21 protein-coding genes and 3 tRNA genes are annotated in these 23,683 nt (G+C 67.8%); 9 read left to right on the top strand and 15 right to left on the bottom strand.

The window, feature by feature from the left end:
- Positions 1-8 precede the first annotated feature (8 nt).
- The 3 genes from NNJEOMEG_RS14845 to dksA all read right to left on the bottom strand — a co-directional run bounded on the left by NNJEOMEG_RS14845 (position 9) and on the right by dksA (position 3,645).
- Positions 9-1,739 (bottom strand): methyl-accepting chemotaxis protein, encoded by a 1,731-nt coding sequence (locus NNJEOMEG_RS14845; RefSeq protein WP_173085831.1) that lies wholly within the window; start codon positions 1,737-1,739, stop codon positions 9-11.
- A 66-nt stretch (positions 1,740-1,805) separates the two neighbouring features.
- Positions 1,806-3,272 carry an NFACT RNA binding domain-containing protein gene (locus NNJEOMEG_RS14840; protein ID WP_173085829.1) on the bottom strand — a complete coding sequence of 489 codons (1,467 nt, stop codon included), beginning with the start codon at positions 3,270-3,272 and terminating at the stop codon, positions 1,806-1,808.
- 10 nt (positions 3,273-3,282) lie between these two features.
- Positions 3,283-3,645, bottom strand: coding sequence for an RNA polymerase-binding protein DksA (gene dksA, locus NNJEOMEG_RS14835; protein WP_173085828.1), 363 nt, complete (start codon positions 3,643-3,645; stop codon positions 3,283-3,285).
- 242 nt (positions 3,646-3,887) lie between these two features.
- On the opposite strand from dksA, the gene NNJEOMEG_RS14830 reads away from it, so the two are divergent.
- The 7 genes from NNJEOMEG_RS14830 to NNJEOMEG_RS14800 all read left to right on the top strand — a co-directional run bounded on the left by NNJEOMEG_RS14830 (position 3,888) and on the right by NNJEOMEG_RS14800 (position 7,717).
- A tRNA-Gly gene (locus NNJEOMEG_RS14830) sits at positions 3,888-3,962 on the top strand.
- Between the two features lie 86 nt (positions 3,963-4,048).
- Positions 4,049-4,123, top strand: a tRNA-Cys gene (locus NNJEOMEG_RS14825).
- A 4-nt stretch (positions 4,124-4,127) separates the two neighbouring features.
- Positions 4,128-4,202, top strand: a tRNA-Gly gene (locus tag NNJEOMEG_RS14820).
- Positions 4,203-4,323: 121 nt separating this feature from the next.
- Positions 4,324-5,061, top strand: a complete 738-nt coding sequence (locus NNJEOMEG_RS14815; protein ID WP_173085826.1) for a class I SAM-dependent methyltransferase — start codon at positions 4,324-4,326, stop codon at positions 5,059-5,061.
- Positions 5,054-6,790, top strand: a complete 1,737-nt coding sequence (locus NNJEOMEG_RS14810) for a YcaO-like family protein (protein WP_173085824.1) — start codon at positions 5,054-5,056, stop codon at positions 6,788-6,790. The genes NNJEOMEG_RS14815 and NNJEOMEG_RS14810 overlap by 8 nt, the downstream gene beginning before the upstream one ends.
- A 231-nt stretch (positions 6,791-7,021) precedes the next feature.
- On the top strand, positions 7,022-7,339 hold the full coding sequence (locus NNJEOMEG_RS14805) for a TusE/DsrC/DsvC family sulfur relay protein (protein ID WP_173085822.1): 318 nt from the start codon (positions 7,022-7,024) through the stop codon (positions 7,337-7,339).
- Between the two features lie 78 nt (positions 7,340-7,417).
- Positions 7,418-7,717 (top strand): type II toxin-antitoxin system death-on-curing family toxin, encoded by a 300-nt coding sequence (locus NNJEOMEG_RS14800; RefSeq protein WP_173085820.1) that lies wholly within the window; start codon positions 7,418-7,420, stop codon positions 7,715-7,717.
- Between the two features lie 84 nt (positions 7,718-7,801).
- On the opposite strand, the gene NNJEOMEG_RS14795 is transcribed toward NNJEOMEG_RS14800, so the two are convergent.
- Entirely contained in the window at positions 7,802-10,516 is a 2,715-nt protein-coding gene (locus tag NNJEOMEG_RS14795; protein ID WP_173085818.1) for a tetratricopeptide repeat protein, read from the bottom strand.
- Between the two features lie 205 nt (positions 10,517-10,721).
- On the opposite strand from NNJEOMEG_RS14795, the gene NNJEOMEG_RS14790 reads away from it, so the two are divergent.
- Positions 10,722-11,462 (top strand): UPF0280 family protein, encoded by a 741-nt coding sequence (locus NNJEOMEG_RS14790; protein WP_173085816.1) that lies wholly within the window; start codon positions 10,722-10,724, stop codon positions 11,460-11,462.
- A gap of 213 nt (positions 11,463-11,675) precedes the next feature.
- Here the strand turns inward: NNJEOMEG_RS14790 and NNJEOMEG_RS14785 are convergent, their stop codons facing one another.
- The 3 genes from NNJEOMEG_RS14785 to NNJEOMEG_RS14775 form a co-directional block, all read right to left on the bottom strand.
- Complete coding sequence (locus NNJEOMEG_RS14785; protein ID WP_173085814.1) at positions 11,676-13,019, bottom strand: DnaA ATPase domain-containing protein; 1,344 nt, start codon at positions 13,017-13,019, stop codon at positions 11,676-11,678.
- 522 nt (positions 13,020-13,541) lie between these two features.
- Positions 13,542-14,564 (bottom strand): glycosyltransferase family 2 protein, encoded by a 1,023-nt coding sequence (locus tag NNJEOMEG_RS14780; protein WP_173085812.1) that lies wholly within the window; start codon positions 14,562-14,564, stop codon positions 13,542-13,544.
- A 50-nt stretch (positions 14,565-14,614) separates the two neighbouring features.
- Positions 14,615-15,274 carry a ferredoxin-like domain-containing protein gene (locus NNJEOMEG_RS14775; protein WP_173085810.1) on the bottom strand — a complete coding sequence of 220 codons (660 nt, stop codon included), beginning with the start codon at positions 15,272-15,274 and terminating at the stop codon, positions 14,615-14,617.
- Positions 15,275-15,559: 285 nt separating this feature from the next.
- Here NNJEOMEG_RS14775 and NNJEOMEG_RS14770 point away from each other — a divergent pair, with 285 nt between their 5' ends.
- Positions 15,560-17,194, top strand: a complete 1,635-nt coding sequence (locus tag NNJEOMEG_RS14770; protein WP_235956986.1) for a bacteriohemerythrin — start codon at positions 15,560-15,562, stop codon at positions 17,192-17,194.
- Positions 17,195-17,422: 228 nt separating this feature from the next.
- Here the strand turns inward: NNJEOMEG_RS14770 and NNJEOMEG_RS14765 are convergent, their stop codons facing one another.
- From NNJEOMEG_RS14765 to NNJEOMEG_RS14730, 8 genes are all read right to left on the bottom strand, one after another.
- Positions 17,423-17,776 (bottom strand): nucleotidyltransferase domain-containing protein, encoded by a 354-nt coding sequence (locus NNJEOMEG_RS14765; RefSeq protein ID WP_173085806.1) that lies wholly within the window; start codon positions 17,774-17,776, stop codon positions 17,423-17,425.
- Entirely contained in the window at positions 17,777-18,202 is a 426-nt protein-coding gene (locus NNJEOMEG_RS14760) for a nucleotidyltransferase substrate binding protein (RefSeq protein WP_173085804.1), read from the bottom strand.
- A 250-nt stretch (positions 18,203-18,452) separates the two neighbouring features.
- On the bottom strand, positions 18,453-19,181 hold the full coding sequence (gene thyX / locus NNJEOMEG_RS14755; protein ID WP_173085802.1) for an FAD-dependent thymidylate synthase: 729 nt from the start codon (positions 19,179-19,181) through the stop codon (positions 18,453-18,455).
- A 3-nt stretch (positions 19,182-19,184) separates the two neighbouring features.
- Entirely contained in the window at positions 19,185-20,147 is a 963-nt protein-coding gene (ruvB, locus tag NNJEOMEG_RS14750; protein ID WP_173085800.1) for a Holliday junction branch migration DNA helicase RuvB, read from the bottom strand.
- On the bottom strand, positions 20,144-20,749 hold the full coding sequence (gene ruvA / locus NNJEOMEG_RS14745) for a Holliday junction branch migration protein RuvA (RefSeq protein ID WP_173085799.1): 606 nt from the start codon (positions 20,747-20,749) through the stop codon (positions 20,144-20,146). Before ruvA ends, ruvB begins: the two co-directional genes overlap by 4 nt.
- Positions 20,746-21,249, bottom strand: a complete 504-nt coding sequence (ruvC, locus tag NNJEOMEG_RS14740; protein WP_173085797.1) for a crossover junction endodeoxyribonuclease RuvC — start codon at positions 21,247-21,249, stop codon at positions 20,746-20,748. Before ruvC ends, ruvA begins: the two co-directional genes overlap by 4 nt.
- Before the next feature lie 30 nt (positions 21,250-21,279).
- Positions 21,280-21,747: a hypothetical protein gene (locus NNJEOMEG_RS14735; protein WP_173085795.1), complete on the bottom strand. Its 468-nt coding sequence runs from the start codon at positions 21,745-21,747 to the stop codon at positions 21,280-21,282.
- Between the two features lie 2 nt (positions 21,748-21,749).
- On the bottom strand, positions 21,750-23,681 hold the full coding sequence (locus NNJEOMEG_RS14730; RefSeq protein WP_173085793.1) for a glycosyltransferase family 39 protein: 1,932 nt from the start codon (positions 23,679-23,681) through the stop codon (positions 21,750-21,752).
- Between the last annotated feature and the right edge of the window lie 2 nt (positions 23,682-23,683).

Genomic DNA, 23,683 nt, shown 5'->3' with positions numbered 1-23,683 from the left:
CGTCCTTGTCAGCCGAGCTTCACGTCCAGGCCCAGCACGCCCAGCACCGCTCCTTCCCGGTTTTCCACCGGGCGGCTCACGGTGATGCAGGGCTGCTGGGAGGCCGAGGAGACGTAGACCTCGGAAATGTAGATGTCTTTCTGGGCCATGGCCCCCTTGAACCAGGGGCGCGTGCTCCAGTTCTTGCCGAACCCCGTGCCGTCGTACTGGGCGTCGAAACCCGCCTGGGGGATGTTGTTCACCACCTGCACGCCACGGGCGTCCGTGATGTAGGCCAGCTCCACGAAGGGGTTGGCGGCCAGAGCCTGGCGCAGGGCCTGCTCCATGCGGCCCCGGTCCATGGAGGCCAGTTCGTCGGAGGTGGCGATCCGTTCCACCAGTTCTTGGACGGTTCCCTGCCCAAGCAGGGTAAACACGCTGTTGAGGTTGGCAAGCTCCCCCACCTGTTCGATCAGGGTGTCCAGGCCCTTCTCGCAGAGCTCCATGCCGCGCAGGGTGTCGGCGGAAATGTCGCGCACCGCGCCCACGGAGCGCCCGATCTGGTTGCTGGCGGCGGACTGCTGTTCGGCCGCCGCCGCGATGGAGCTGACCTGGCCCGCCGTGGCGTCCACGAAGGATACTATCTCTTTGAGCGCCTCGCCGGACTGGCGGGCCTGGCCGGTGGCCTTCTCCACCTCGGAGGCCGCGCTCTCCATGCCCGACACCGCCTCGCGCGCGCCCGACTGGATGGCCTCGATCACCTGGCCCACCTCGCGGGTGGCGCCCATGGTCTTTTCGGCGAGCTTGCGCACCTCGTCGGCCACCACCGCGAAGCCCCTGCCCGCCTCGCCCGCGCGGGCGGCCTCGATGGCGGCGTTGAGGGCCAGCAGGTTGGTCTGGTCCGCGATGTCGGAGATCACGGTCATGATGGCCCCGATGGCGCTGGCGCGCCCGCCCAGGTCTTCCACCACGCCCTTGAGCTCCAGGGTGCGCTCGTAGGCCCCGGTGATGGAACCCACCACGCCGTCCACCACGCGCGCGCCGCGCTCGGCGCACTCGCGCGCCTTGCCCGCCAGCTCGGCGGCCCCGGAGGCGTTGCGGGCCGATTCCAGCACGGCCTGATCCATCTGTTCCACGGCCTGGGCGGCCTGGGAGACCATCTCGGCCTGGCGGTGCGCGCCTTCGGAGGTCTTGTCCACTTCCTGGGAGAGGTTGCCGGCCACGTGCTGGATTTCGCCCACCACGCTCTTGAGCGTGCCGGCGGCCCCGCCCATGCCCTGGCGGCGTGCGGCCTCGGCGCGCTGGCGGGCCTGGGCGGCGTGGTCCATGGCCAGCTGGCACTGGCGGGCGTTTTCGGCGGCCTGGTCCTCGTGCTCGCGGGCCTGGGCGAAGAGTTCGCGCACGCGCCCGAGGAGGGTGTTCACCTCCTGGCCGATGCGGTCGATCTCGTCCGCTCCGTGGGCCTCGTAGCGGGCGTTCAGGTCGCCCTTTTCGGCCTGTTCCATCACGGCGAGCACGCGCCCCACCCGCCCGGTGAGACCGAGCCCGGTGAACGCGCCCGCCGCGAGGGCCAGGAGCGTGGCCGCGACGCCCGACCACAACGCGCACGACTTGAACGCGGCCAGCTTGGCCGCGAGCTGTGGCGAGCCCGAGGCGAGGAGCAGCGCATCGTCAAGCCCCATCCAGGCGGGAATCCAGAGCCCCGACACCAGCAGGACCGTGAACAACGAGAGAACCTGCAGCTTCCGCTTGAGCGACATGATACGATTTACCTCATTTGTGAATTGCAGGCAGGCACCCCGTTGTGTGGGCCGCGAACAAATTTGTCAAGCGCCCTCGGCCAGCGTCTCCTCCCGGCACGCCGAGGGGTCCACGAAGAGGGTGCGGGCCACGTCCACGCGCACGCGGCCCGCCGCCGCTCCCTTGATGGCGCGCACGTCGGCCACGCGGGCCAGCAGCACGGCGGCGTGGGCCTCGCCGGAGCGCCAGGAGGCGCGGGCCGCCAGGGCCGCCGCCTCGCGCAGCGTGGCCTCGGGGGGCTCCTGGTGGGGCGAGTCGCGTTTGAGGATCACGTGCGCGCCGGGCCCGCCCTCGGCGTGGAGCCAGTAGTCGAAGGGGCTTGCCAGGGAAGTCAGGAGCCGGTGGTTGGCCTTGGCGTTGCGCCCGCGCAAAATGAGGAACCCGTCGGAGGATCGAAAGCGGTGCAGGTCCGGGTCCTTCGGGGGGATCGTGGCCGACGCGGGCCGGGCCGGGCCTTGGGCGCGCGGGCGCTGGGGGGGCAGCTCGCCGCGCAGGGTCTCGCCCTCCATGCGCTCCACGTGGGCCAGGCCGCGCCGCCCCTTGGCGGCCTTGCGGAAGAAGGCCTCCATGTTCTCGATCACCGTGAGCCCCGGGTCCATGGGCACTTCCAGAGGGCCGAGCGCGGGATGTTCCAGGGTCAGGGGGCCTGTCCGGGCGCGGGGGTCGAGCCGGGAAAGGTTGGCGGCCACGGCCTCGCCGAACGCCTGGCGACCAGTGAGGGAATCCAGGCGCTTGCGGTCGCGCTCCAGGTGTTCCAGCCGCTTCTTCTTCCGCTGCTCCAGGCGGGTCGGCTCGTCGTCGGCCGGGGCCAGGGCCGCGAAGAACACGGGGCGGCCGTGGGCCACGGCGGCGGCCAGGGCCGTGGGCAGGCGCAGGGACTGGCGCGAGGCGGGCCAGGGCAGCGGCCCCTCGCTGGAAGGGGATTCCTCCGCCAGATGGAAGCCTCTCGCGCGGCCGGCCAGGAAGTCTTCCAGCAGTTCGGCGCGGTCCAGGGCCTCCTCGCGCAGCAGGGCGCGGCGCAGGCTGCGCGGACAGGCGGGGTCGGCCAGGGCCCGGTCGGGTCCGTCCCAGCGCGGGGCCTCGCCGAAACCCTCGGGCAGGCGTTCCAGCACCACGGGGTCGTCCTCCATGGAGAGGAGGAGGAAGCGGCCCTCGCCGGGGGAGAGTTCCAGGGCGAGCCGCCTGCGGGGCCAGTCGCCCTGACCGCCCAGGACCTTGCGGCCCTTGAGGCGCTTGCGCAGCCACATCACCCGGGCGTCCGGCGTGGCGGGGTTGGGGGGCTTGGCGTCGCAGGGGAAGAGCAGGCCCAGGCGGGTGTGGACGCGCAGGAGCAGGAAACGGCAGGCGGGCGACGGGTCCGGCCCGGGAAGGACGGGAGGCGTGAAAGCGAGAGTCCAGAACCCCGGGGCGGGGCCGTAGACGGTATCGAAGCGGACGCCCTGCAGGAGCCCCGCGAGTTCGGGCCCCAGAAACCGGAAGAAGGCGGCGTCCATCGGGGAGGGTCTATTCGCCCCTCAGGTCCTCGTCGGCCTCCTGGCGGGCCTTGCACTTGATGCACAGGGTGGTGACGGGGCGGGCCTTGAGCCGGGGCACGCTGATGTCCTCGCCGCACTCTTCGCAGATGCCGTAGGTGCCGTCCTCGATGCGCTCGATGGCTTCCTGGATCTTGCGGATGAGTTTGCGTTCGCGGTCGCGCAGGCGCAGGGTGAAGGCGCGGTCGGACTCGGCCGTTGCGCGGTCCGCGGGGTCGGCGTAGACCTCCACGGTGTCGGTCATGTCCTCGATGGTCTCTTCGCCCTTCTTGAGGATGTCCTGCAGGGAGTCGTTCAGATAGTGGCGGAAGAAGTCAAGATCCTTCTGGTCCATGGGGAAGCCTCCGGGAGGGCAAGCGCCCTCGGGTCAAGAAGTGAGTCCACTTAATGGATTTGCCGGTGGAGGTAAAGCCCCGCAGGGCCAGGGACCGCACTTTGCGGGAATCCCTCCCTTGGGGCGGACAACCTGCCGGGATCATGACGTGTTCGCGCCCCTGTTTCGCGAAAAAATCAGCACCCGGCATTTTGGCGCTTGACACCCACCCCCCTGTCGGCTAGACACGCCTCTCGCCACGAGCGGGAGTAACTCAGTGGTAGAGTGCAACCTTGCCAAGGTTGAAGTCGCGGGTTCAAATCCCGTCTCCCGCTCCATCCCCACCTCCGGGGATTTTTTTTCGGCGCGGCGGAAGTCGTTGACAGCGGAGAACAACTCCACTAGGAATGGCTTCCCCTTGAGGGGCGGCATAGCCAAGTGGTAAGGCAGAGGTCTGCAAAACCTCCATTCTCCGGTTCAAATCCGGATGCCGCCTCCAGTTCGCGGGAGTAACTCAGTGGTAGAGTGCAACCTTGCCAAGGTTGAAGTCGCGGGTTCAAATCCCGTCTCCCGCTCCACCGAACGCCAAAGGGCCGGCCTCCATGCGAGACCGGCCCTTTTCGCTGGCTGACCGGCCGTAGAGCCTCAAACCGCGCCCCTCGCCATGGCCGGCGGCGTCCGGGGCAGGGAGCCTTGCCCATGCACGCCGACCCGCGCATCCTGGAACTGGCCCTGGCCCCCGAGGCCTCCCTCGACGACCTGCTGGCCCTGGCCGGCTCCAGGCACCCCGTCCGTTTCGAAAGCGTCTGTCTGGGGGACATGACCCTGGACCTGCTCCAGATCGCAGACCTCTCCGCCTATATCGACCGCCTCGTGGAAACCGCCCGGCCAGGCGAAAGGCTCGTCCTGCCCTTCTGGGCCAAGCTCTGGCCCGCCTCGCTGCCCCTGGCGATGCTCATTTCCCGGCTCAGACCCGGGCCGGGGGACCGGCTCGTGGAGCTGGGCGCGGGCCTGGGCCTGTGCGGGCTCACGGGGGCCAAACGGGGCTACCGGGCGCTCATCACCGACATCGAACCCGAGGCCCTGCTCTTCATCCGCGCGGCCATCCTGAAAAACGGGCTAGACCATACCGCGAAGGTCGGGTATTTGAACATCGCCGACGCTCGTTGCGACGAGCAGTTCGAGGTCATCGCCATGTCCGAAGCCCTCTACCTTCCAGCCCTCCACGAGCCCCTGGCCGCCTTCCTGGCCGGACACCTGAGCGAAGCCCCCGGCGCGCAGGCCCTCATCTCCTGCGACCGCTGCCGCGAGGCCGCCCCCTTCTTCGCCCAGGCCAGCAAGGCCTTTTCCATCCAGCGCACACAGGCCTCCTGCCGCTCCGGCGAGGAGACCCAGACGAGCGTGCTCTTCCGCATGCAGAAAAAGGCCCATGCGTAAACTGCAAAACACCCCCAAGGGCTACACCGCCGACTCCGACAAGCTCTGCGCCCCCGAAGACACCGTGGCCCGCGTCAAGGCGCGCTTCGAGCGCCTGGGCGGCGTTCTGGGCGAATTGCGGCGCACCGACACCGGCAGGCTCGGCATCCCTGTCTACCTCTCCCTCTGCGGCCCCCAGGCCCGCGCCGTGATGCCCACGCGCAAGCAGATGGGCAAGGGCGCGTCCCCGGCCCAGGCCGAGGCCTCGGCTCTCATGGAACTGGTCGAGCGCTTCAGCTACTTCAGCTTCTGGGCCGACGAGGAGCGCTTCAGCCGCGCCACCTGGCGACAGGCCCAGGCCCTCTGGCCGGGCCGCGTGATGCCCGTGGCCGAGGTGATCCGCTCCGTGCACGACGACCTCTCAGAAGAGGACGCGGAAAGCCTCCTGGACCTGGTGCCCTGGCGCTTCCACCCCGCCGTGCGCGTGGCCGACGGCCAGGAAGTGATGGTTCCGCTGGACTGGTTCAAGACCCTCAACGAATTCAACGGTTCCTCGGCGGGCAACTGCCTGGAGGAGTCCATCCTGCAGGGCGCCTGCGAACTGGTGGAGCGCCACGTCAGCGCCGTTGTGGACGCCGAGGAGCCCAGGCTCCCCACCATCGCCGTCCACCCCGTGGGCGACCCCGTGCTGAAGGGCCTGATCGACGCCTTCGGGCGCAACGGCGTGAAGCTCTGGCTCAAGGACTTCAGCCTGGGCATGCCCGTGCCCACCGTGGGCGCGCTGGCCTACGACCCCGCCACCCTGGGCATGCGCAGCGAAATCGTCTTCACCGCGGGCACCTCCTCCTCGCCCGTGAAGGCCGCCATCCGCGCCGTCACCGAGATCGCCCAGCTGGCCGGAGACTTCGAGACCGGCAGCAACTACGAGGCCTCGGGCCTGCGCAAATTCCAGGACCTGGGCGAGATCTCCTGGGTGGCCGAAGGCCCCTCCACCGAGCTGAAGCGCCTGCCCGACCTGGAAAAGGACGACATCCTCCACGAGCTCTTGGCCCTGGCCCAGGGGCTGGCCGCCAAGGGCCTCACGCTCTACACCGTGGAGACTACCCATCCGGCGCTGGACGTGGCCGCCAACTACAGCTTCGTGCCTGGCTTCCTCTTCCGCGAGCGCACCCCCCGGGCCAGCCTGGGCATGTTCGTGGGCCGCTACTTGGCCGAACAGGCCGACGAGCACGAAGCCGTGCCGGGCCTCAAGCGCCTGGAAGAACTTTGCCCCGGACGCCCCTGGCTGCCCCTGCACAAGGGCCTGCTGGCCCTGCGCCTGGACGACCCCGAGGAGGCCGCCGCCCTCTTCCGGGAAGCCGCCCCCCTCCAGGAAGACTCCGAGGACCAGGGCATGGCCGTGTTCTACGAGGCCTACGCCCACACCCGCATGGACCGCTGGGACCTGGCCGCGCCCCTTCTGGACAAGGCCATCGCCCTTTCCCCGGACGTGAAGGAGTACCACAACCTGCGCGGCGTCACTCGTTTCAAAGCCAAGGCCTACGACCTGGCCGCCTGCGACTTCGAAGCCGCCCTGGCCCTCGATTCCGGCTCCGCCATGGACCTGGCCAACCTGGGTCTGTGCCACATGCGCCTGGGCAACGACGACGCCGCGCGCGAGTTCCTGGGCAAGGCCCTTGAGATGGACCCGGGGCTCGATTTCGCCCGCGCGAGCCTCACGGAACTCGGCTCCTCCCCGGACCACGACTAAAATCATTTGACAACAATCTGAATTGGCCCTTAAGACGGCACGAATTCGGGTGGGGACCTTGGGTGGAACGCCAAGCGCTTGCAAAGCGCTCTGGCATGGTGTAAGAAAATCGCGTTCTTACCTGTGGTACCAAAACAGCGGATCGCTGTTCATTGGTTTTGGAGCCCTCTCGTGAGGGTGCCGGCATTCGGGCAACCGATTGAGCTCAAGTAACGCCAAGGAGGATGGAGAATGGCCACGATTGAATTCAAGGGCAAAACCTTCGAGGTCGACGAAGACGGCTTCCTGCAGCGCTTCGAGGACTGGAACCCCGACTGGGTGGACTACGTGAAGGAGTCCGAGGGCATCAAGGAACTCTCCGAAGAGCACAACAAGGTGATCGAGTTCCTGCAGGACTACTACAAGAAGAACGGCATCGCCCCCATGGTGCGCATCCTCTCGAAGGTGACCGGCTTCAAGCTGAAGCACATCTACGAGCTGTTCCCCTCCGGCCCCGGCAAGGGAGCTTGTAAGATGGCCGGCCTGCCCAAGCCCACCGGCTGCGTGTAGTCGCCAGACTGCTCGTCCAGCGGGGCTCCTCCGGGAGCCCCGCTTTTTTTTGCGGGCTCCTCCTGGCGCCCCGGCGCGATGTCCCCAGGACGGGCCTCGAAAGAGCCGCTTGCCCGCCCGATGCAGCTGGCGGCCCACGGAGAGCCGGACGTGTTCGACCTGGCGGCCGCTTATGCCTTCGGCATCGCCCGCGACCATCCCTTCATGGACGGAAACAAGCGCACGGCCTACGTGGCGTGCATGCTGTTTCTCAGGCTCCATGGAGCCTGGGTCAGGATTTCCGCCGCCGCGCGGGTGGTCCTCTTCGAAAGGCTGGGCAAGGGGGAACTGGGACAGGACGCCCTGGCAGCCCGGCTGCGCGCCGGGAGCGAGAAATGACACCCCTTGGCGCGAACCGGGACGGCCTCTCCAGGAAGCGCGCGATAAAGACCGCGCCGCGCGGCCTTGCTCCGATGCCGAGCCCTACTTCCCGCCCTTGGCGGACGGCCCTCCCGCCGGAGGCAGGGCCTTCTGCGCCTTGGCCGACCGGGCCTGAACCTTGCCTTTTTCCTTGGCGGCCTTGTCCTCCTCTTCCTTGAAGAGTTCCGCGCGCTTCTTCTCGAAGCTCACGGCCGTCTTGATGGCGGCCAGGGCCATGGCCACGATGCTCACGATGATCACGAGCCCTTTCTGCACCTGCCATTTCTGGTCGCTCATGAGGTCGGCGAACCAGATCTGACCGGTTTTCTGGGCCAGGAAGATCATGCCGGGCACGGCCACAAGGGAGAGGGCGAGCCCCACCAGCTCCAGCCACATGAAGCTCTTGCCCAGGAGCAGCACGAAGAGGGTGGCGTCGCGCACGATGCGCAGCGTCACGAGCCGGGCCTTGAGCAGGGTGACGCTGGCGTCGATCTCGTCCAGGTAGTCCTGGCATTTGCGAAAGTTCGCCGCCACCTGGAGCGAGGTGGTGCGCATCCAGTTGAGCTTGGTGGCGCAGGAGTTGAAATCCTTGTTGAACTCCTTGAGCAGCTTGCCGAAGGGGAACCAGGCCGCTTCGTGGTGGATCTCCTTGAGTTCCTCGTGGATCACCTTGAGGCGTCCGTTGATGGCCGTGATGGCCTCTTCCACGGTCTGGTGCAGGTCATTCTGCAGCGAGTCGTATTCGCTGACAACGCGGTTGAAGCAGACGTAGTTATTGATCTTGGCCATCTCGATCAAGACCCGCGCGCGTTCCAGGGCTTCCTGGAGAAAAGGGTGGTCCTCCCGGAACCAGCTTTTGAGGTAGGTGTCCAGGCCGGTGAGGCTGGCCGCCTTCTCGTCTCGCGCGGCGCGCGCCTCGCTCCAGGGCCGCCAGAGGGAGCTCTGGATGTGGATGCGTCCGCGCTCGAGTTCCGGGTCCAGGAGGATGCGGTTGAAGAGATGCAGGTCGTCACGCAGGAGCACAAGGAATTCGTGCAGGCCCTGGTCGGTGAAGCCGAGCTTCACCATGCACACGCCCTGGCGATAGACGGGTTCCACCCAGCGGGGGCATTCGCCGCGAGCCTGCCGGTACAGGCTCAGGGCTTTTTGATAGTCGCCCTGCACCTCCCAGCCGCGGCCTTCCAGGTAGGCCAGCCAGCCGCGTTGCAGGGCGGTGTAGGCCCCGCGCGCGGCCTCCTGCCAGAAATAGCCCGTCCGGTTCCAGTCGCCGGACTCCATTGCCATGAAGCCTTGCACCGAACGGGGCTGGAATCCGCGGCCGTACTGGGTCAAGGCCTGGGTGATCACCAGGTCGAACCCCTCGGCGTCGGAGCCCCGCAGCCTGTCCAGGGCGTTCCAAAGCAGCTCCGAGTCGTCGCGCGCCCCCGTGGGGGAGAGCCCCGCCGGCATCTCCTTGCCCTTGCTGCGCCACACGGCGGCAAGGCAGCGCAGCTGCCCGTGGTGGTTGATCTCGAAAATGCCCCGCAGGATCAGGCCGCGCAGGTCCTTGGCCTCGGCGGTCTCGGCCAGGGCGTCGCCCGCCGATCCAGCCAGGTCCTGGTTGAGGCGCATGGAGGCCTCTTCCAGTTTGACCATGTCCTGCATGCCGATGTCTTCCCAGACGTCCGGGTGGAGTTCGGTGATGGCCTTGGTGGGGCAACTCGCGGGCGCGTGGCTGGCCAGGCCGCAGTAGAAGCAGGGGATGTTTGCCCCGGCCATGAGGTTGGTGGGCAGCTTGAAGGGGATTTCGCCCTGTTCGTCCTCGGCCTCCTCCTCGGAGGCCAGGGAGATGTGGCACCAGTCGTCCACGGTGAGCGTGCTGGAGGCGCGCCGCACGTCGTTGATGCGGAAGCCCGGCCCCAGGAAAAAGGCGGCCTTGAAGCTCATGTGGGGGAAGTCCGGGGCCAGCTCCTTCCAATCCAGACCGATGCGCTTGGGCAGATCCTTGTGCAGGTGCTGGCCCTTGCGGAACACGCAGGCCATGACGCTGGGCCAGTATTTCTTGCCGCTCTCGGGGTTCTTGATATCCCGTTCCAGGCGAAGGAGCTCGCGCGTGATGTTGCGGAAGGAGCGCAGGTTGTCCAGGCCGAAAATCAGATAGCCTTCGTGGGAGAGATACTTGACCGCCATGCGCTCCAGCAGGGTCTGAAGCTCGGAGAAGATGGCGCGCCAGCCCTCGGCGGCGTTCTTGTCCAGAGGGTCGCCCAGGGGCCTTAGCATGTAGTACCAGCCCAGGGGCGACTCCTGGCCCAGGGTGGTGTCCACTGCGAGCAGCCCGAAACCGGCGCGCGACAGGCCGGGAGCGTCCGGTGCGGGCTTGAAGCCCAGGCCCGGCAGGGCCTCCAGGGTCTTGGCGAAGCCGGGATGCACGTACATCTCCAGATCCTGGGAGGCGGCCACCTCCTGCTCCAGGTATTCGGACTGCACGGCCAGGGACATCTCGTACTTGTAGCCCACCAGAAGCGATCCCGGCAGGGCCTGGACGAACAGGGGCAGGCGGTTCACCCGGGAGTAGCCCGCCAGACGCCCCAGGGCCTTGAAGGCCTCCTCCCCGAAGAAGTACCACAGGGCCTGGCTGCCCTCCTGGCCCATGAGGAACCCGCCGAATTCCGTGAAGATCTGGTTGAGAACGGGCGTGATCTGGCCCTCCCACACCAGCCAGACGCAGACGCCCGAGGACACCAGCTTGGGCTGTGCGACGGGCGTCGCCTTGTCCACCAGATGGGAAAGCCTGTACATGCGATGCCTCGCGAACGTTTGTGGGCCGGGAAAGCCCCATGGATTCTTCGGCCGGACGCGCGATCCCCTTAGGGACGCGCCAGCCATCTCCTAGCGCGTCCGGGCCGCCAGGGGAAGCGCCCGAGGCGCGCGGCTTGTCCCGGACTTGCGGCCATGGCATCATGGGGGCCATGGAAAGCCACCGTTTCCGGACAAGGAGCGCCCCATGATCCACCGCGACACCCAGCGCACCTACCGCGGCCTCTCGGAACCAGCCCAAGGCGAGGTCCGCTTCGCCGTGACCGTGGAAGAGTCGGACCTCCTCGTCACCGCCCGGCGGGACCTCTCCGCCGAAACGGCCCAGGTGCTCAACCGCCTTCGCGGGCAACTCAAGAACCACATTCTGCTGCACCCGGAGTTTCGCCCTTCCCTCACGCCCTTGCCAGACGACCCCTCCGCGCCGCCCCTGGTGGGCGACATGCTCCGCGCGGCCCGGGCCTGCCAGGTGGGCCCCATGGCCGCCGTGGCCGGAACCATCGCCCAGCACGTGGCCGACGCCCTGGCCCCCCTCTCGCCGGACCTGCTGGTGGAAAACGGCGGCGACGTGGCCCTGCGTTCCACCCGGGAGCGCCTGGTGGCCCTGCTGGCCAGGCCCGTGCAGGGGGCTCGGCTGGCCCTGCGCCTGGCCCCCCGGGAGTTTCCGGTGTGCCTGTGCACCTCTTCGGCCACGGTGGGGCACTCGCTCTCCTTCGGCGCGGCGGACATGGTCACGGTGAAGGCCCGCTCCGGCGCGGTGGCGGATGCGGCGGCCACCACCCTGGGCAACCTGGCGCGCGGCGAGGCCCACCTGCCCTTGGTTCTGGAACGCGCCAGGGAACTGGCGCGCGTGGGGGTGCTCGGGGTGTTCGTCCAGGTGGGGGAGAAGATCGGCGTCTGGGGCGACATGGAGCTGGCCGCCCTCGAGTAGCCCCCGACCAGTCCCGCACCGTCCGCTCAGGCCACCATCCCGTCTCCCGCCCCGTCGGGCTCCCTGGACCGTTTCCTGCCTCCCGCCCCGTCCGCGCCCGGACAGGGGCTGGTCGGCGGCGCTCCAGGGCCGCCCCCCCCGTGAAAAGGCGAGCCCGGCGGGAGGCGTCCCGCCGGGCTCGAAATCCGGCCCGCTCCGGCGCGGGGAACGGCGCTACTGGGCCAGACGGTCGATGGCGGCCTCCAGCTGACGTCCCAGGGGCGTCTGCAGGGTGAGCTGGCGCTCCACGCTGGTGATGCCCTTGACCACCGTGGAGTGACGGCGGTTGAAGCGCTGCCCGATGTCGTGGAGCGAGAGGCAGGTGTGCTTGCGCGCCAGAAAGAAGGCGGTGTTGCGGGCCATCACGTGCTGGCGCTTGCGGCTCTTGGAGTGCAGGTGCTCGGGAATGATGTCGTACATCTGGCAGACGTGCTCCACGATCTGCTCGATGCCCACGGCGGGCTGCTCCAGATCGTAGTTGCGCAGCACGTCCCAGGCCATCTCCATGGAGATGGCCTGTCCCAGCACCCGGGCCTTGAGGGCCAGATTCTGCAGGCAGGACTCCAGCTGGCGGATGTCGGCGCGGATGCGGTCGGCCAGCAGCCCGGCCACGTCGCCGGGCAGGAGCACCTGGTGGATCCTGGCCTTGCTGAGCAGGATGTTCAGCCGGGTCTGATGGTCCGGCTGCTCGATGGTGGCCACGAACCCGGCGCAGAGCCTGGAGGCCAGCTGGCTGTCCAGGCCGGTGAGTTCCTTGGGAAGGAAGGAGCTGGTGAACACCACGCGGCAGCCCCGGGACTGGAGGGCCGAGAGCGTGTTGAGCAGCTCGTCCTGGAGCTTGGGCTTGCCCTGGAAGAAGTGGATGTCCTCCAGGATGAGGATGTCCACGTTCTCGCGGAACTGGGCCTTGAAGCGCTCCACCTCGCGCATCTTGATGGAAAGGATGAGCCGGGAGGAGAATTCCTCGGCCGTTAGGTAGACCACGCGGGGCTTGCGCCTGCGCTCGCGGTCCACGAGCAGGCGGCCCATGGCCTGGCTCAGGTGGGTCTTGCCCAGGCCGGGACCGGCGCTGATGAAGAGCTGGCTGGCGGAAAGGGTCTCGCGGCACAGGCCCAGGGAGGCCTCGTAGGCCAGGGCGTTGGAAGGCCCCACCACGAACTGGTCGAAGGAGAAGCGGAAGGCCGCCGCGAGGTCGTGCGCTTCACGCGCCGCAGCCGGGCGCTCGCAGGCCGGGGCCTCGCCGTCGGCCTGGGGCTGGGCCAGGGACACGGCGACCGGTCCGGAGGCGGAACGCACCTCGATGCGCGGGGTGGCGCCCATCACCTGGGCGGCGGCCTGGGCCACGGAATCGGCCAGGCGGTCCCGCACCCAGGCGGCCACGAACTCGTTGGGGGCTTTGAGAACCAGGCCGCCCTCCTCGAAGGCGGCCGCCAGAGGCTTGATCCATACCTGGTAAAGACCGGGATTGAGACTGCGTTCCAAAACGCTTTGGATTTGGGTCCAGGTCGGGTTTGTCATGGGGGGAGTGATGCAAGGCATCGTTTTTTTTCTCAACCCGGAGGAGCGGGGCGCACGAGACGACGGGGCAGGCGGTTATCCAAAAGCCAACCACTTGATATCATGGCAAAGACTCGGAAAGGCCTCTGCCCTCGCGCTCATGCTCCGGGTGGCGGAAACCTTCTGGCTCCAAGGGATTCCGCAGGGTGGGGCATCAAGACACCAACAAGTGTTGATTTTTTTGTCCACATGCCATGATCCATTTTACTCCATTTTGCTGCGTTTTTTGTGATTTTCTGTTTTGACAACTCTCTTGATGAAGCCTCTTTTCAAGCTTTCAAGCCATGCTCCAGGCTTTTTTAGGCAATGCCGCAAGTGCGCCGCCGTTCCATACGGAGACAACACCTCTTAATATCTAAGCATCATTTTTGACACCGTTTCGAGGCAAAATGTCCGTCAAGAGAAAAGGTAGGCAATCCCTACCTGATCCGCCTCGTATGGAGTAACTACGGGCGGTTTTCGGGGGACATCCCCGGCAACCCCTCAGCCCGCAAGGAGATAGTCCCGGCCGGGAGCGTGGCCCAGGGACTGGAGCATCCGGGCCACGGCCTCTCCCGCCCCGGGCTGCGACACATAGGACACCACGAACCCCTCTCCGGGGCGCGGCGCGTCCCGGTGGTGCAGCACGGGCACGCCGCCCGGGCGGTTGCCGATCTTGGCCGGATCGATGTCCAGGTAGGCCCGGAAGCGCACGCCCCGCGCGGCCAAATGCGCCGCGCGTCTGCGCGTGACCCGCCCCGCCCCCACGATCCAGACCTCGGGATGATGCGGGTTGCAGGCCGCAAGCCAGCGGGCCAGGTAGTCCGCCTTCATGGCGTGGAAGGCCTCGGGGGCGTAGCGCGGGTCCGTGCGCGAGAGCCGCCCGGGCGGGTCGTTCCAGGTGAGCAGCGTCTCCGGGCGTTTGGCCAGCACGGCGTCGGCCTCCAGCCAGCGCAGCCAGAGTTCGTGGTCTTCTGGAAACGGCCCCTGGCGGTAGCCACCCAGGCGCGCGAAGGAGGCGGCCCGGAACACGGCCGAGGGATGGGCCAGGGGCGCGTCGCGGAAGCGCTCCAGGGACATGGCCTCGTGGGTCAACAGGGAGTTCACCCACTGCACATGGCGGGCGTAGCCCGGGCAGAGGTCGGCGTCGCCCCCGAAGGCCACGCGGCAGCCGCAGGCGTCCACGCTAGGGTGTAGCTCCAGGAGTGCGGCCTGGAGTTCCAGCCGCCTGGGGTGGCAGGTGTCGTCGGCGTCCATGCGGGCCAGGTAGCGGCCCCGGGCGTGGGCGGCGGCGTGGTTCAGGGCATGGGCGATGCCCCGTCGGGGGCTTTGCAGCGCGCGCAGGCGCTGATCGCGACTGGCGTGGGCCTCCAGGAGCGCCCGGGTGAGGCCCCCGTCGTCGCTGTGGTCGTCCACGGCCAGGATTTCGATGTCGGCCAGGGTCTGGGCCGAAAGGCTCTCCAGGGCCCCGGCCAGATGGTCCGAGGCGTTGCGCGCGGGCAGAAGGACGGAGACGAGGGGTTCCATGGCTTCAAAAGGAAGCGGCCGCCCCCCCCGCGGGGAGCGGCCGCATGGCCTCAGAGCACGGCGGCCTTGATGGCCTCGATGCCCACGCGCTCCACGAAGCGCGCGCAGCGTTCCTTCTTCTTGGCGTTGTCGCGGTAGTGTTCCAGGAGCTTCTTCACCAGGGCCACCACCTGGGGGGCGTCCAGGTCCTCGGCCACCACGTCGGCGATGCGCGGTTTGCCGCCGGGGTGTCCGCCGAAGGACACCGTGAAGCCGGACTTCTTGCCGATGACGCCCAGGTCGCGCACCAGAGAGCTGGCGCAGCAGAGGGGGCAGCCCGAGACGCCCATCTTCACCTTGGCGGGCAGTTCCATGCCCACGTAGAGCTTTTCCAGCTCCAGGCCCAGGCCCAGGGAGTCCTGGACGCCGAACTTGCACACGCTGGTGCCCGGGCAGGCCTGCACGAAATGCACGCACAGCTCCACGGCCTGTCCGGCCATGGTGCCCAGGTCCTTCCAGATGGACTCCACCTCTTCGGCCTTAACGCCCACCAGGGCGATGCGCTGGCCGGAGGTGATCTTCACGATGGGAATGGAATACTTGCCCACCACGGTGTTCAGGGCGTCCAGCACCTGGGGGGTGATGATGCCCACGGGGGTGCGGGGGACGATGGCCCAGGTCTCGCCGTCGCGCTGGAGAATGGCTCCGCGCGGCGTTTCACTTTTCGACATGACGTTCTCCAGAATGGTTTAATCGGAATGATTCCGAGTCGGGCGTTCCATAGCAGCCGCCCGACCCATAAGCAATGAAAAGAAGCGCCCCCCCTTCGGAAGGAAACGCTTTTCGAAACCCCTCCGTGGGAGTTGCCATCCGGGTTCGGGAGGGCTAAATATAAGATTCATGCAATCGACCTGGAGTACACTATGTCTCTTCGCCTCGCGATGTATCTCGTCCTCGGCGCTTCCTTCCTCGCTTCCCTCGGCACGGCCGCAACCGCGTTCGGATCAGCTCCACCCGTGTGGCTGGCCGTGTCCTCCGCCCTGCTCGGCCTGACGGCCCTGGCCGCCTTCGCGTTGCTGGTGGGCGCGCCCCTGTCCAGGCTCCTGGAGGCGTCCCGCCTGGCCGCCCAGGGGACGCTCGGTCCCGGGGACATCCCCCAGGGCGGCGAGGCTGGCGAACTGGGCAAGGCCCTGCTCGACTACTCACAGTGCGTGTGCGCCGCCAGGGACCAGGCCGCCGCCCACAAGGCCGTGGTGGAGTCCACCGTCAAGAGTTGCGACGACTCCCTTCTCCAGGCCCAGGAAGCTTCGCGCCTGGCCGAGGAATCCAAGGCCAAGAACCTCCTGGGGGCCTCGCGCAAGCTTGAGAGCGTGGTGGAGCGCATCATGCATTCGGCGGGCTCGCTCTCCAACCAGATGGAGCGTATCTCCGAGGGCGCGGACCTCCAGAAACAGCGCATGATCGAGACCGCCACGGCCATGGACGAGATGAACATGGCCATCGCCGACATCTCGCACAGCTCCTCCGACGCCTCCGTGAGCGTGGAGAGCGCCAAGGAGCAGGCCGCTTCCAGCGCGCGCATCGCCTCCGAGGCCGTTGCCGCCATTTCCAAGGTGAACGAGGCCACGGGGCTGCTCAAGCAGAACATGGGCAGCCTGGGCGAGCAGGCCCGCAGCATCGACCGCATCATCAACGTGATCAACGACATCGCCGACCAGACCAACCTCCTGGCGCTCAACGCCGCCATCGAGGCCGCCCGCGCGGGCGAGGCCGGCAGAGGCTTCGCCGTGGTCGCCGACGAGGTGCGCAAGCTCGCCGAGAAGACCATGCACGCCACCAAGGAAGTGGGAGACTCCATCAAGTCCATCCAGGACGCCATCCACTCCAACGTGGAGCAGATGGACATGGCTGTGAACCGCGCCGACGAGGCCTCGGCCATGTCGCGGCGCTCCGGCGAATCGGCGGAGCTGATCCTGCGCCACGCCGAGGACAACACGTCCAAGATCCACTCCATCGCCACGGCCTCCGAGGAGCAGTCGGCCAGCTCCGGCCACATCTCCAAGGCCATCGGCGAGGTGGAGCAGGTGGCCACCGAGATCGCCGACGGCATCCACGACTCGGCCCAGGCCGTGCTGGAGCTTTCGGAGCTTTCCGGCGAACTGGCCGTGCTCATCGCGGACCTGAAGAGCGGCATGGAGGCCGGGGTGCTCATGCCCTGGACCAGCGAGCTGGCCACGGGCGTGAAGATCATCGACGAGCAGCACCGCGTCCTCGTGGACATGATCAACAAGCTCTACGCGGCCATGAAGGGCGGCAAGGGCAAGGACGTGATGGAGAAGCTCCTGGACGGCCTGGCCGAATACACCGTGAAGCACTTCGGCACCGAAGAACAGTACTTCGACCAGTTCCGCTATCCCGAGACCGGGGCCCACAAGAAGCTCCACGAGGACCTCAAGGCCAAGGTGGTGGACTTCATCGGCAAGTACAAGTCCGGGCAGGCGGCCATCTCCATGGACCTCATGGAGTTCCTCAAGGAATGGTTGGAGACACACATCGTCAAGACCGACAAGCGCTACGCCAGGTTCTTCCTGGACAACGGCTTGGCGCCCACCCCGGGCGTGCGCGTCGCCGCCAAGGCGCTGCCGCGCTGAAGGCCCGCCCCGCTCTTCCGCAAAAAAGACGGCCGCGCCCTTCCCGGGTGCGGCCGTTTCGTCTTGTCCCTCCCCTTGCGGGGAGCGCAAGCTCCGCGTCGTCGCCGCCCCGGCCGGGTCGGCGGATATTTTTCGGGTGGGTCTTGCAGAGCAACCTGCAGCCCCCCCGACGGATGAGGCGCTCGCGGGCGGCGGCCCCCGTGCACGTCCGCGGCTACGGGCAGCCGATCAGGGGCCTCGCCCGTCGCTCCCGCCGGACGGCGCGGGGTTGTTCCCGGGCTGTCGCCGATAGAAATCCACCCCAACCCGCTCGATATGTGCCCTCAGTTCCGCATGGCCGATCCGGTTGAACGCCGAGAGGTCTATCCGGTAAGGCAGAAGCAGATCGTCCAACTCTTCGGCAAGATCGCCCAACTCCCGAGAGGTCAGGGTCTCGCCGTGGAGGGTGAGATCGATGTCCGACCCTGGCCTGTGATTGCCCTTGGCCCGCGAGCCGTACAACACGGCCCTCTCAACGGAAGGATGCGCGGCGAACACTCCGCAGATCCGGTCAATGGTTTGTTGGCTCAGGCCGTAGCGCATTCAATGCGTTCCGCTTTGCTCGGCCAGGGCCGCAAACCTCCTGGCAAGCTGCTCGAATGCCGGAAAAAAACGCGCCAGCACGTCCGCGACGATCTCCTCGGCCGTTTCCGTGTTGTAGGTATGGGAACTGAGGTTGCGGGCCCTGATCATGTCCATCCACGCCTCGCCGTCTTCGATCAGGCCGTTGCTGAACGCCTCCCGGGTGGCCCCTTTCGAGCCGATGACGCCTGACACGCCCGCATCCTCCAGATAGTCCTTCAGAACATTCCAGGCCAGCTCATGGGTGAACTCGAAACCCTGCACCAATCCTTGCTGTTCCAGTTCGGTCAGGTCGCGCGTCTCAGCCAGTTCCACGCCTCGACGCAATGTTCGCAATGCCCTGAGGTAATTGTCGAAGCGCTGCTTCCAGCGGATGTCTTCCTGCATTCCCCACACTCCTTGTCCTGGCCCGAGCAGGGCGCGAAGAGAGCCGAACAGGCCTTGCACCCGTTGGCTCCCGGCGAGGAGGCCAGCGGCACGCCCTTCCCCGTTGCAGAGGGACTGCCGCCACCGACACCGCAAAGAGGCCGTCGCCCTTCGGCGCGATCGAGAGACCCACGGCCGACGCGCGCAGAACCGCACGATTACCCGCACGGCGTACCGATGACAAGATTCCGGGAGGCGGAAAGCCTGCCGTTCAGCTCTTGGCCGGGGGGTATTTCCCGCAGGTGAATTTCGCTCCCTCGGGGCAGTGGCCCAGACGCTCGCACTTGGCCCCGGCCGTGGTGAAGACCTCGGGCAGGGTCATGCGGCACAGGGCGAGCATCTTGTCCGCCAGGGCGCGGATCTCCCATTGGGCGCGGGCGCAGCAGCGGTGCTCGAAGAAGTTGAAGAGGGCGCGGCAGTTCATGGTGACGACGATGCGCGTCTCGGCGGCCTGGGGCAGCACGAAGCGCGCGTCCTCCTTGGCCTTGGTGCCGCGTCCGTTGGTCTCCAGGATGTCCTTCAGGTCGCGGTAGGCGTCGGCAACCTGGGCCATGAAGTGTTCGTAGCGCGCCTTGGCCTCGGGGATTCGGGCGATGGCCGGGGGCAGCACGTAGTCGAAGCTCGATGCGTCCACGTAGCGCTGGGACTGCTGGGAGTAGCTGGCGATGCGGTGGCGCACCAGCTGGTGCGTCAGCGCCCGGGAGACCCCCTCCACGGCGAAGGTGAAGCTCACGTGCTCGATGGGGCTCACGTGGCCCGAGGAGATGACCCCGGCCACGAACTCTGCCTGCTTCTCGCGGCTGATCTCCCCGGCCAGGAGCCGGGGCCACATGTCGGCCACGAAGCCCGCGTGATAGCATTGACGAAAGGCCGCGTAGACCAGGGCCAGGGGCTCCGGGGTGTAGGCCAGAAGGGCCACGTCGAGGCGCGTTGCGGGCATGGTTCAGCTCAGGGGTTGGGATTTCAGGTGCAGGTGGGCCTTGGCCGTGGCCACGCGGCCGCGCGGCGTGCGCTTGATGAGCCCGCACTGGATCAGGAAGGGTTCGTAGATGTCCTCAAGGGTGCGCACCTCCTCGGAGCAGGCCACGGCCAGCGTCTTCACGCCCACGGGGCCGCCGCCGAACTGCTCGATGAGGCAGGAGAGGATCTTGCGGTCCATCTGGTCCAGGCCGTGGGGGTCCACGTCCATGCGCGAGAGGGCCTCGCGGGCCAGCTCCTCGTCGATGATCTCCCTGCCGGAGACCACGGCGAAGTCGCGCACGCGGCGCAGGAGCCTGCCCGCGATGCGCGGCGTGCCCCGGGAGCGCTTGCCGATCTCCAGGGCGGCCTGGGGCGTCAGGTTCACCCCCAGGATGCGCGCCCCGCGCGTGACGATGTCGGCCAGCTGGGGCGAAGAGTAGAAGTCCAGGCGGAAGATCACGCCGAAGCGGTCGCGCAGGGGCGAGGTGAGCAGCCCGATGCGCGTGGTGGCCCCCACCAGCGTGAAGGGCTCCAGGTCGATCTTCACGGTGCGCGCCCCGGGGCCCTGGCCGATGATCAGGTCCAGCTTGAAGTCCTCCAGGGCCGGATAGAGGATCTCCTCCACGGCCGGAGGCATCCTGTGGATCTCGTCGATGAAGAGGATGTCGTGGCGGCCCAGGTTGGTGAGGATGGCGGCCAGGTCGCCGCCGCGCTCCAGCACGGGGCCGGAGGTGGTCACCAGGTTCACGCCGAGCTCCGCGGCCATGATCTGGGCCAGGGTGGTCTTGCCCAGGCCCGGCGGGCCGTAGAAGAGGGTGTGGTCCAGGGCCTTGCCGCGCTCCAGGGCCGAGCCCAGGTAGACCTTGAGGTTGGCGCGCATCTCGTCCTGGCCGATGAAGTCGGCCAGGCGTCTGGGGCGGATGGTGTCGTCGGGCTGGTGGGTCATGACTTGGCGGCGGCGATGCGTTTGAGCCCGGCGCGGATGGCCTGGGCCACGTCGAGGTCGGGCTCGTCGTCAAGGACCTGTCGCAGCACGGGTCCGGCCTGGGCCTCGGCGTAGCCCAGGTTGGTCAGGGCGGCTAGGGCGTCGGAGAGCACGGAGCCCGCGCGCCCGACGGGGACGGCGGAGGGTCCGGCGGCCACATGGGCCAGGGCGTACTTGATCTCCAGGATCAGGCGTTGGGCGCTCTTCTTGCCGATGCCCGGCACCTGGGAAAGCGCGGCCACGTCCTCGCGGGCGGCGATGCCCGCCAGTTCCGCCACCTGGTAGCAGGAGAGCATGGCCAGGGCGGTCTTGGGGCCGAGCTTGGGGATTTCGATGAGCGCGCGGAAGGCGCGGCGGGCCTCGGCGTCGGGGAAGCCGAAGAGGCGCGTGCCGTCCTCGCCTGTCTGGGCGTGCACCCACAGCCCGGCCTCCTGGCCGCGCGCGGGCAGCCCGGCAGCCGTGGGCGCGCCCACGGACAGCTCGTAGCCCACGCCCGAGGCCGTGAGGACCACGCAGCTCTTGTCGGTCTTTTCGAGGATTTCTCCGCGCAGGTAGGCGATCACGGCTCCCCCGCCAGACGCCTGAAGCGTCTCTGGTTGAGATGGCACACGGCCACGGCGAGCGCGTCCGTGGCGTCCACGGCCAAAGGTTTTCGGCATCCCAGCACCTGGGCGACCATGAAGGCCACCTGCGTCTTTTCGGCCCGGCCCGTGCCCACCAGGCTCTTCTTGACCAGCGAGGGCTCGTAGGCGTGCACGCGCACCCCGGCCACGGCGCAAGCGGCCATGGCCGCGCCCCGGGCCTGGCCCAGCTTGAGGGCGGAGGCCGGATTCCTGGAGACGAACACGTCCTCCAGGGCGGCCTCGCCGGGCTTGTGCCGACTCAGAAGCTCCGCCAGGGCCTCGTAGATGGCCCCCAGGCGCACGTCCATGTCGCCCAGGCGCTCCACGCGGATCACGCCCGCATCCACCAGGGAGAGCACGCCCGACTCCTCGCGCACGATTCCGAAGCCCGTGTTGCGCGAACCCGGGTCCAGCCCCAGCACGCAGCAGGAGCCGCTCACGGGCTGTCCCGCTCCGCGGCGGACGCGCGCTCATCCTCCACGCCGGACCACCTCGAACACCTTGAAGCCCGTCACCGGCTCCCCGTGCCCCGGCCTGGGGGCGTCCTGGGGCGTCGCATAGCGCACGGCCAGCACGTTGAGGCCCTTCTGGGTTCTGAAAGGCGTTTCCACCCGGCCCGCGACGGGCAGGTTTTCCAGCACGCGCTGTCCGTTCACGTCCAGCTGCACGCGCACGCCCGGCCTCGTGCCGTCGATTTCCAGGTTCAGCTGCACGGGGAACTCATCGGCCGCGAAAAACATCACCAGCGTGATGGGCCAGAGTCCCCTGCGCAGGATGGCGGGGGAGAGGTCCTGCTGTTCCAGGGGGGCGAGCCCTTCCTGGAGGTAGATATCCTCCTGCTGCAGCATGGCCATCAGGTCCACGTTGGTGAATGGGGGGCCGTCCGGTTTGCAGGCGGCGAGCATCAGCAGGAGGGCGGGCAGCACCTTGCGGAGCATGGTCAATCCTTGCGCATGGGGCAGCGAAACTCCAGGAGGCACTTCTTGAACTTGACGTATTCCAGATTGGACCCGGGGTAGTTGGGCGTCCGCGTGGTGCAAGTCATTCGCAGACGCAGCGTGAAGCGTTTGAATGGCTTCTCCCTGAAAACCGAGAACTTCGCAAGTCCCCGGGAATCCGGCCCCCTGCTGGCCAGCAGATGGACCTCGGCATCGTCGAACACGGCCCAGGCGTCGAAGGTGTTGCCTTGCCCGATGTTGGCCAGGAGCAGTTCCACGTAGACGTGGTAGTACCATACGTTGTCAGGATTCTCGACCACGAACTCGATGATGCCGGGCTGGTCGTTGGCCGTGGGAATGACGGCCCCGCGCCAGAGGGGATCGAGCTGCACATGGTCGGCCCGGTAGACGTCCCGGACGAAATGGATGGGCTCGGGCTCGAAGAGGAAGCTCACGGGGCGTCCGTCCGTTCGGTGCACGGGGTTGCGCGCCACTGTCCAGGTATAGACAGTCATGCCGAAGGGCCTGTCGATGCGGGAGGGCTCCCCGAAGCGGCGCACGAGCCCCGCCTCATCCTGGGCCAGGTGGGCCGGGGTTCCGGAGGTGACGAAGCCCAACTCCACGCGTGAATCCTCGGGGACGATGGACTGTGCGTCCCAGCGCGAGGCCGCCAGCGACCGCGTGTGACCCCACCGCAGGCTCTGGCGCAATCCCTCGCTTTCAAAGAAGAAAACGCGTCCGGGAACCATCCACGGATCCAGGACGTCGGCCACCTGGGCGTAGTTGCCGCCCGGGCCGAACCAGTTGTAGCTGTCGGGCTCGTAGAAATGCCTGCCGTAGCGTTCCAGGCAGTAGGCCCCGCCGCCAACGGACACGGCCAGGGCGAGCGCGGCGGCGGGCAGCGCCCTGCCCCGTAGCAGCCAAGCCGTCCCCACGCCCTGGAGCATCAGCAGGCAGACGTGCACCAGGAAGATGTAGCGGGCGAACAGAAACGTGGCACGCCCTGCCACGACCACGACCACCGGAACCACGGCCATCGCAAGCAGCAGCGTCGCGGCCGCCCGGTTCTCCCGCAGCCCCCGCCACAGCCCGACGAGCCCAAGCGCGACCGCAAGGCCCAGCAGGGGCGCTTCCAGGCCGGGGACGTAGCCGTCGAAATATAGGATCATGTCCTGGTAGAGGCGCGGCAGCCTGCACAGCACGTCCAGGAAGGAGACGTTGCTGCCCACCACGTCGCGCCGCGTGAAGGTGCCCAGCAGAAAGAACCAGGCCACCGGCGCGAAGGACGCGCCCAAGGACAGCGTGTGCACCAGCGCCCGGACCGCCCGGTCGCGCCCGGGGGGCAGCAGGGCGCGGCCCCACATCCAGCAGGCCTGGGCCGCCATGAAGAGTATGGCGTTGTAGTGCAGGGCCACGGCCAGGGCGTTGCACCCGGCCAGGGCCAACAGCTGCCCGCGACGGCCGCCTCGGGCGTAGTCCAGGAGCTTCCATGCGGCGCACACCAGCAGGAACAGCACCACCGCGTAGGGCCTGCCCTGGCGGGAGATGAGAATGTGCAGGGGGTTCACGGCCAGAAGGGCCGCGCACAGCACCCCCGCGCGCCAGGAGAAGAAACGTGCGCAGAACAGATGCGTCAGCGCGATGCTGGCCGTCCCGAACAGGGCCGAAGGCCCCCGGATGAGCGCTTCCGAACCGCCCAGCCAGACCAGAAGTTTGGTGAAGAGATGATACAGCGGAGGATGGATCTCCCGGGTGGCCGACCACTCCAGGATGGTGAGCGTCGGGAAGCGCGACATCAGCGGGACGATGATCTCGTCCCACCACAAGGAGGGGACGCCCAGGTGATGGAACCTGAGCCATCCCCCCACGAGGATCGCGCCCCCCAGCGCGACGAGTTCCGCCGCGCGGTCGCGGCCGTCTCTGTCCGCCGTCATCT

It is taken from the genome of Fundidesulfovibrio magnetotacticus, assembly GCF_013019105.1.
Lineage (GTDB): Bacteria > Desulfobacterota > Desulfovibrionia > Desulfovibrionales > Desulfovibrionaceae > Fundidesulfovibrio > Fundidesulfovibrio magnetotacticus.
The sequence above is the reverse complement of the archived record's forward strand: the minus strand, read 5'-3'. Positions and strand labels throughout refer to the sequence as shown.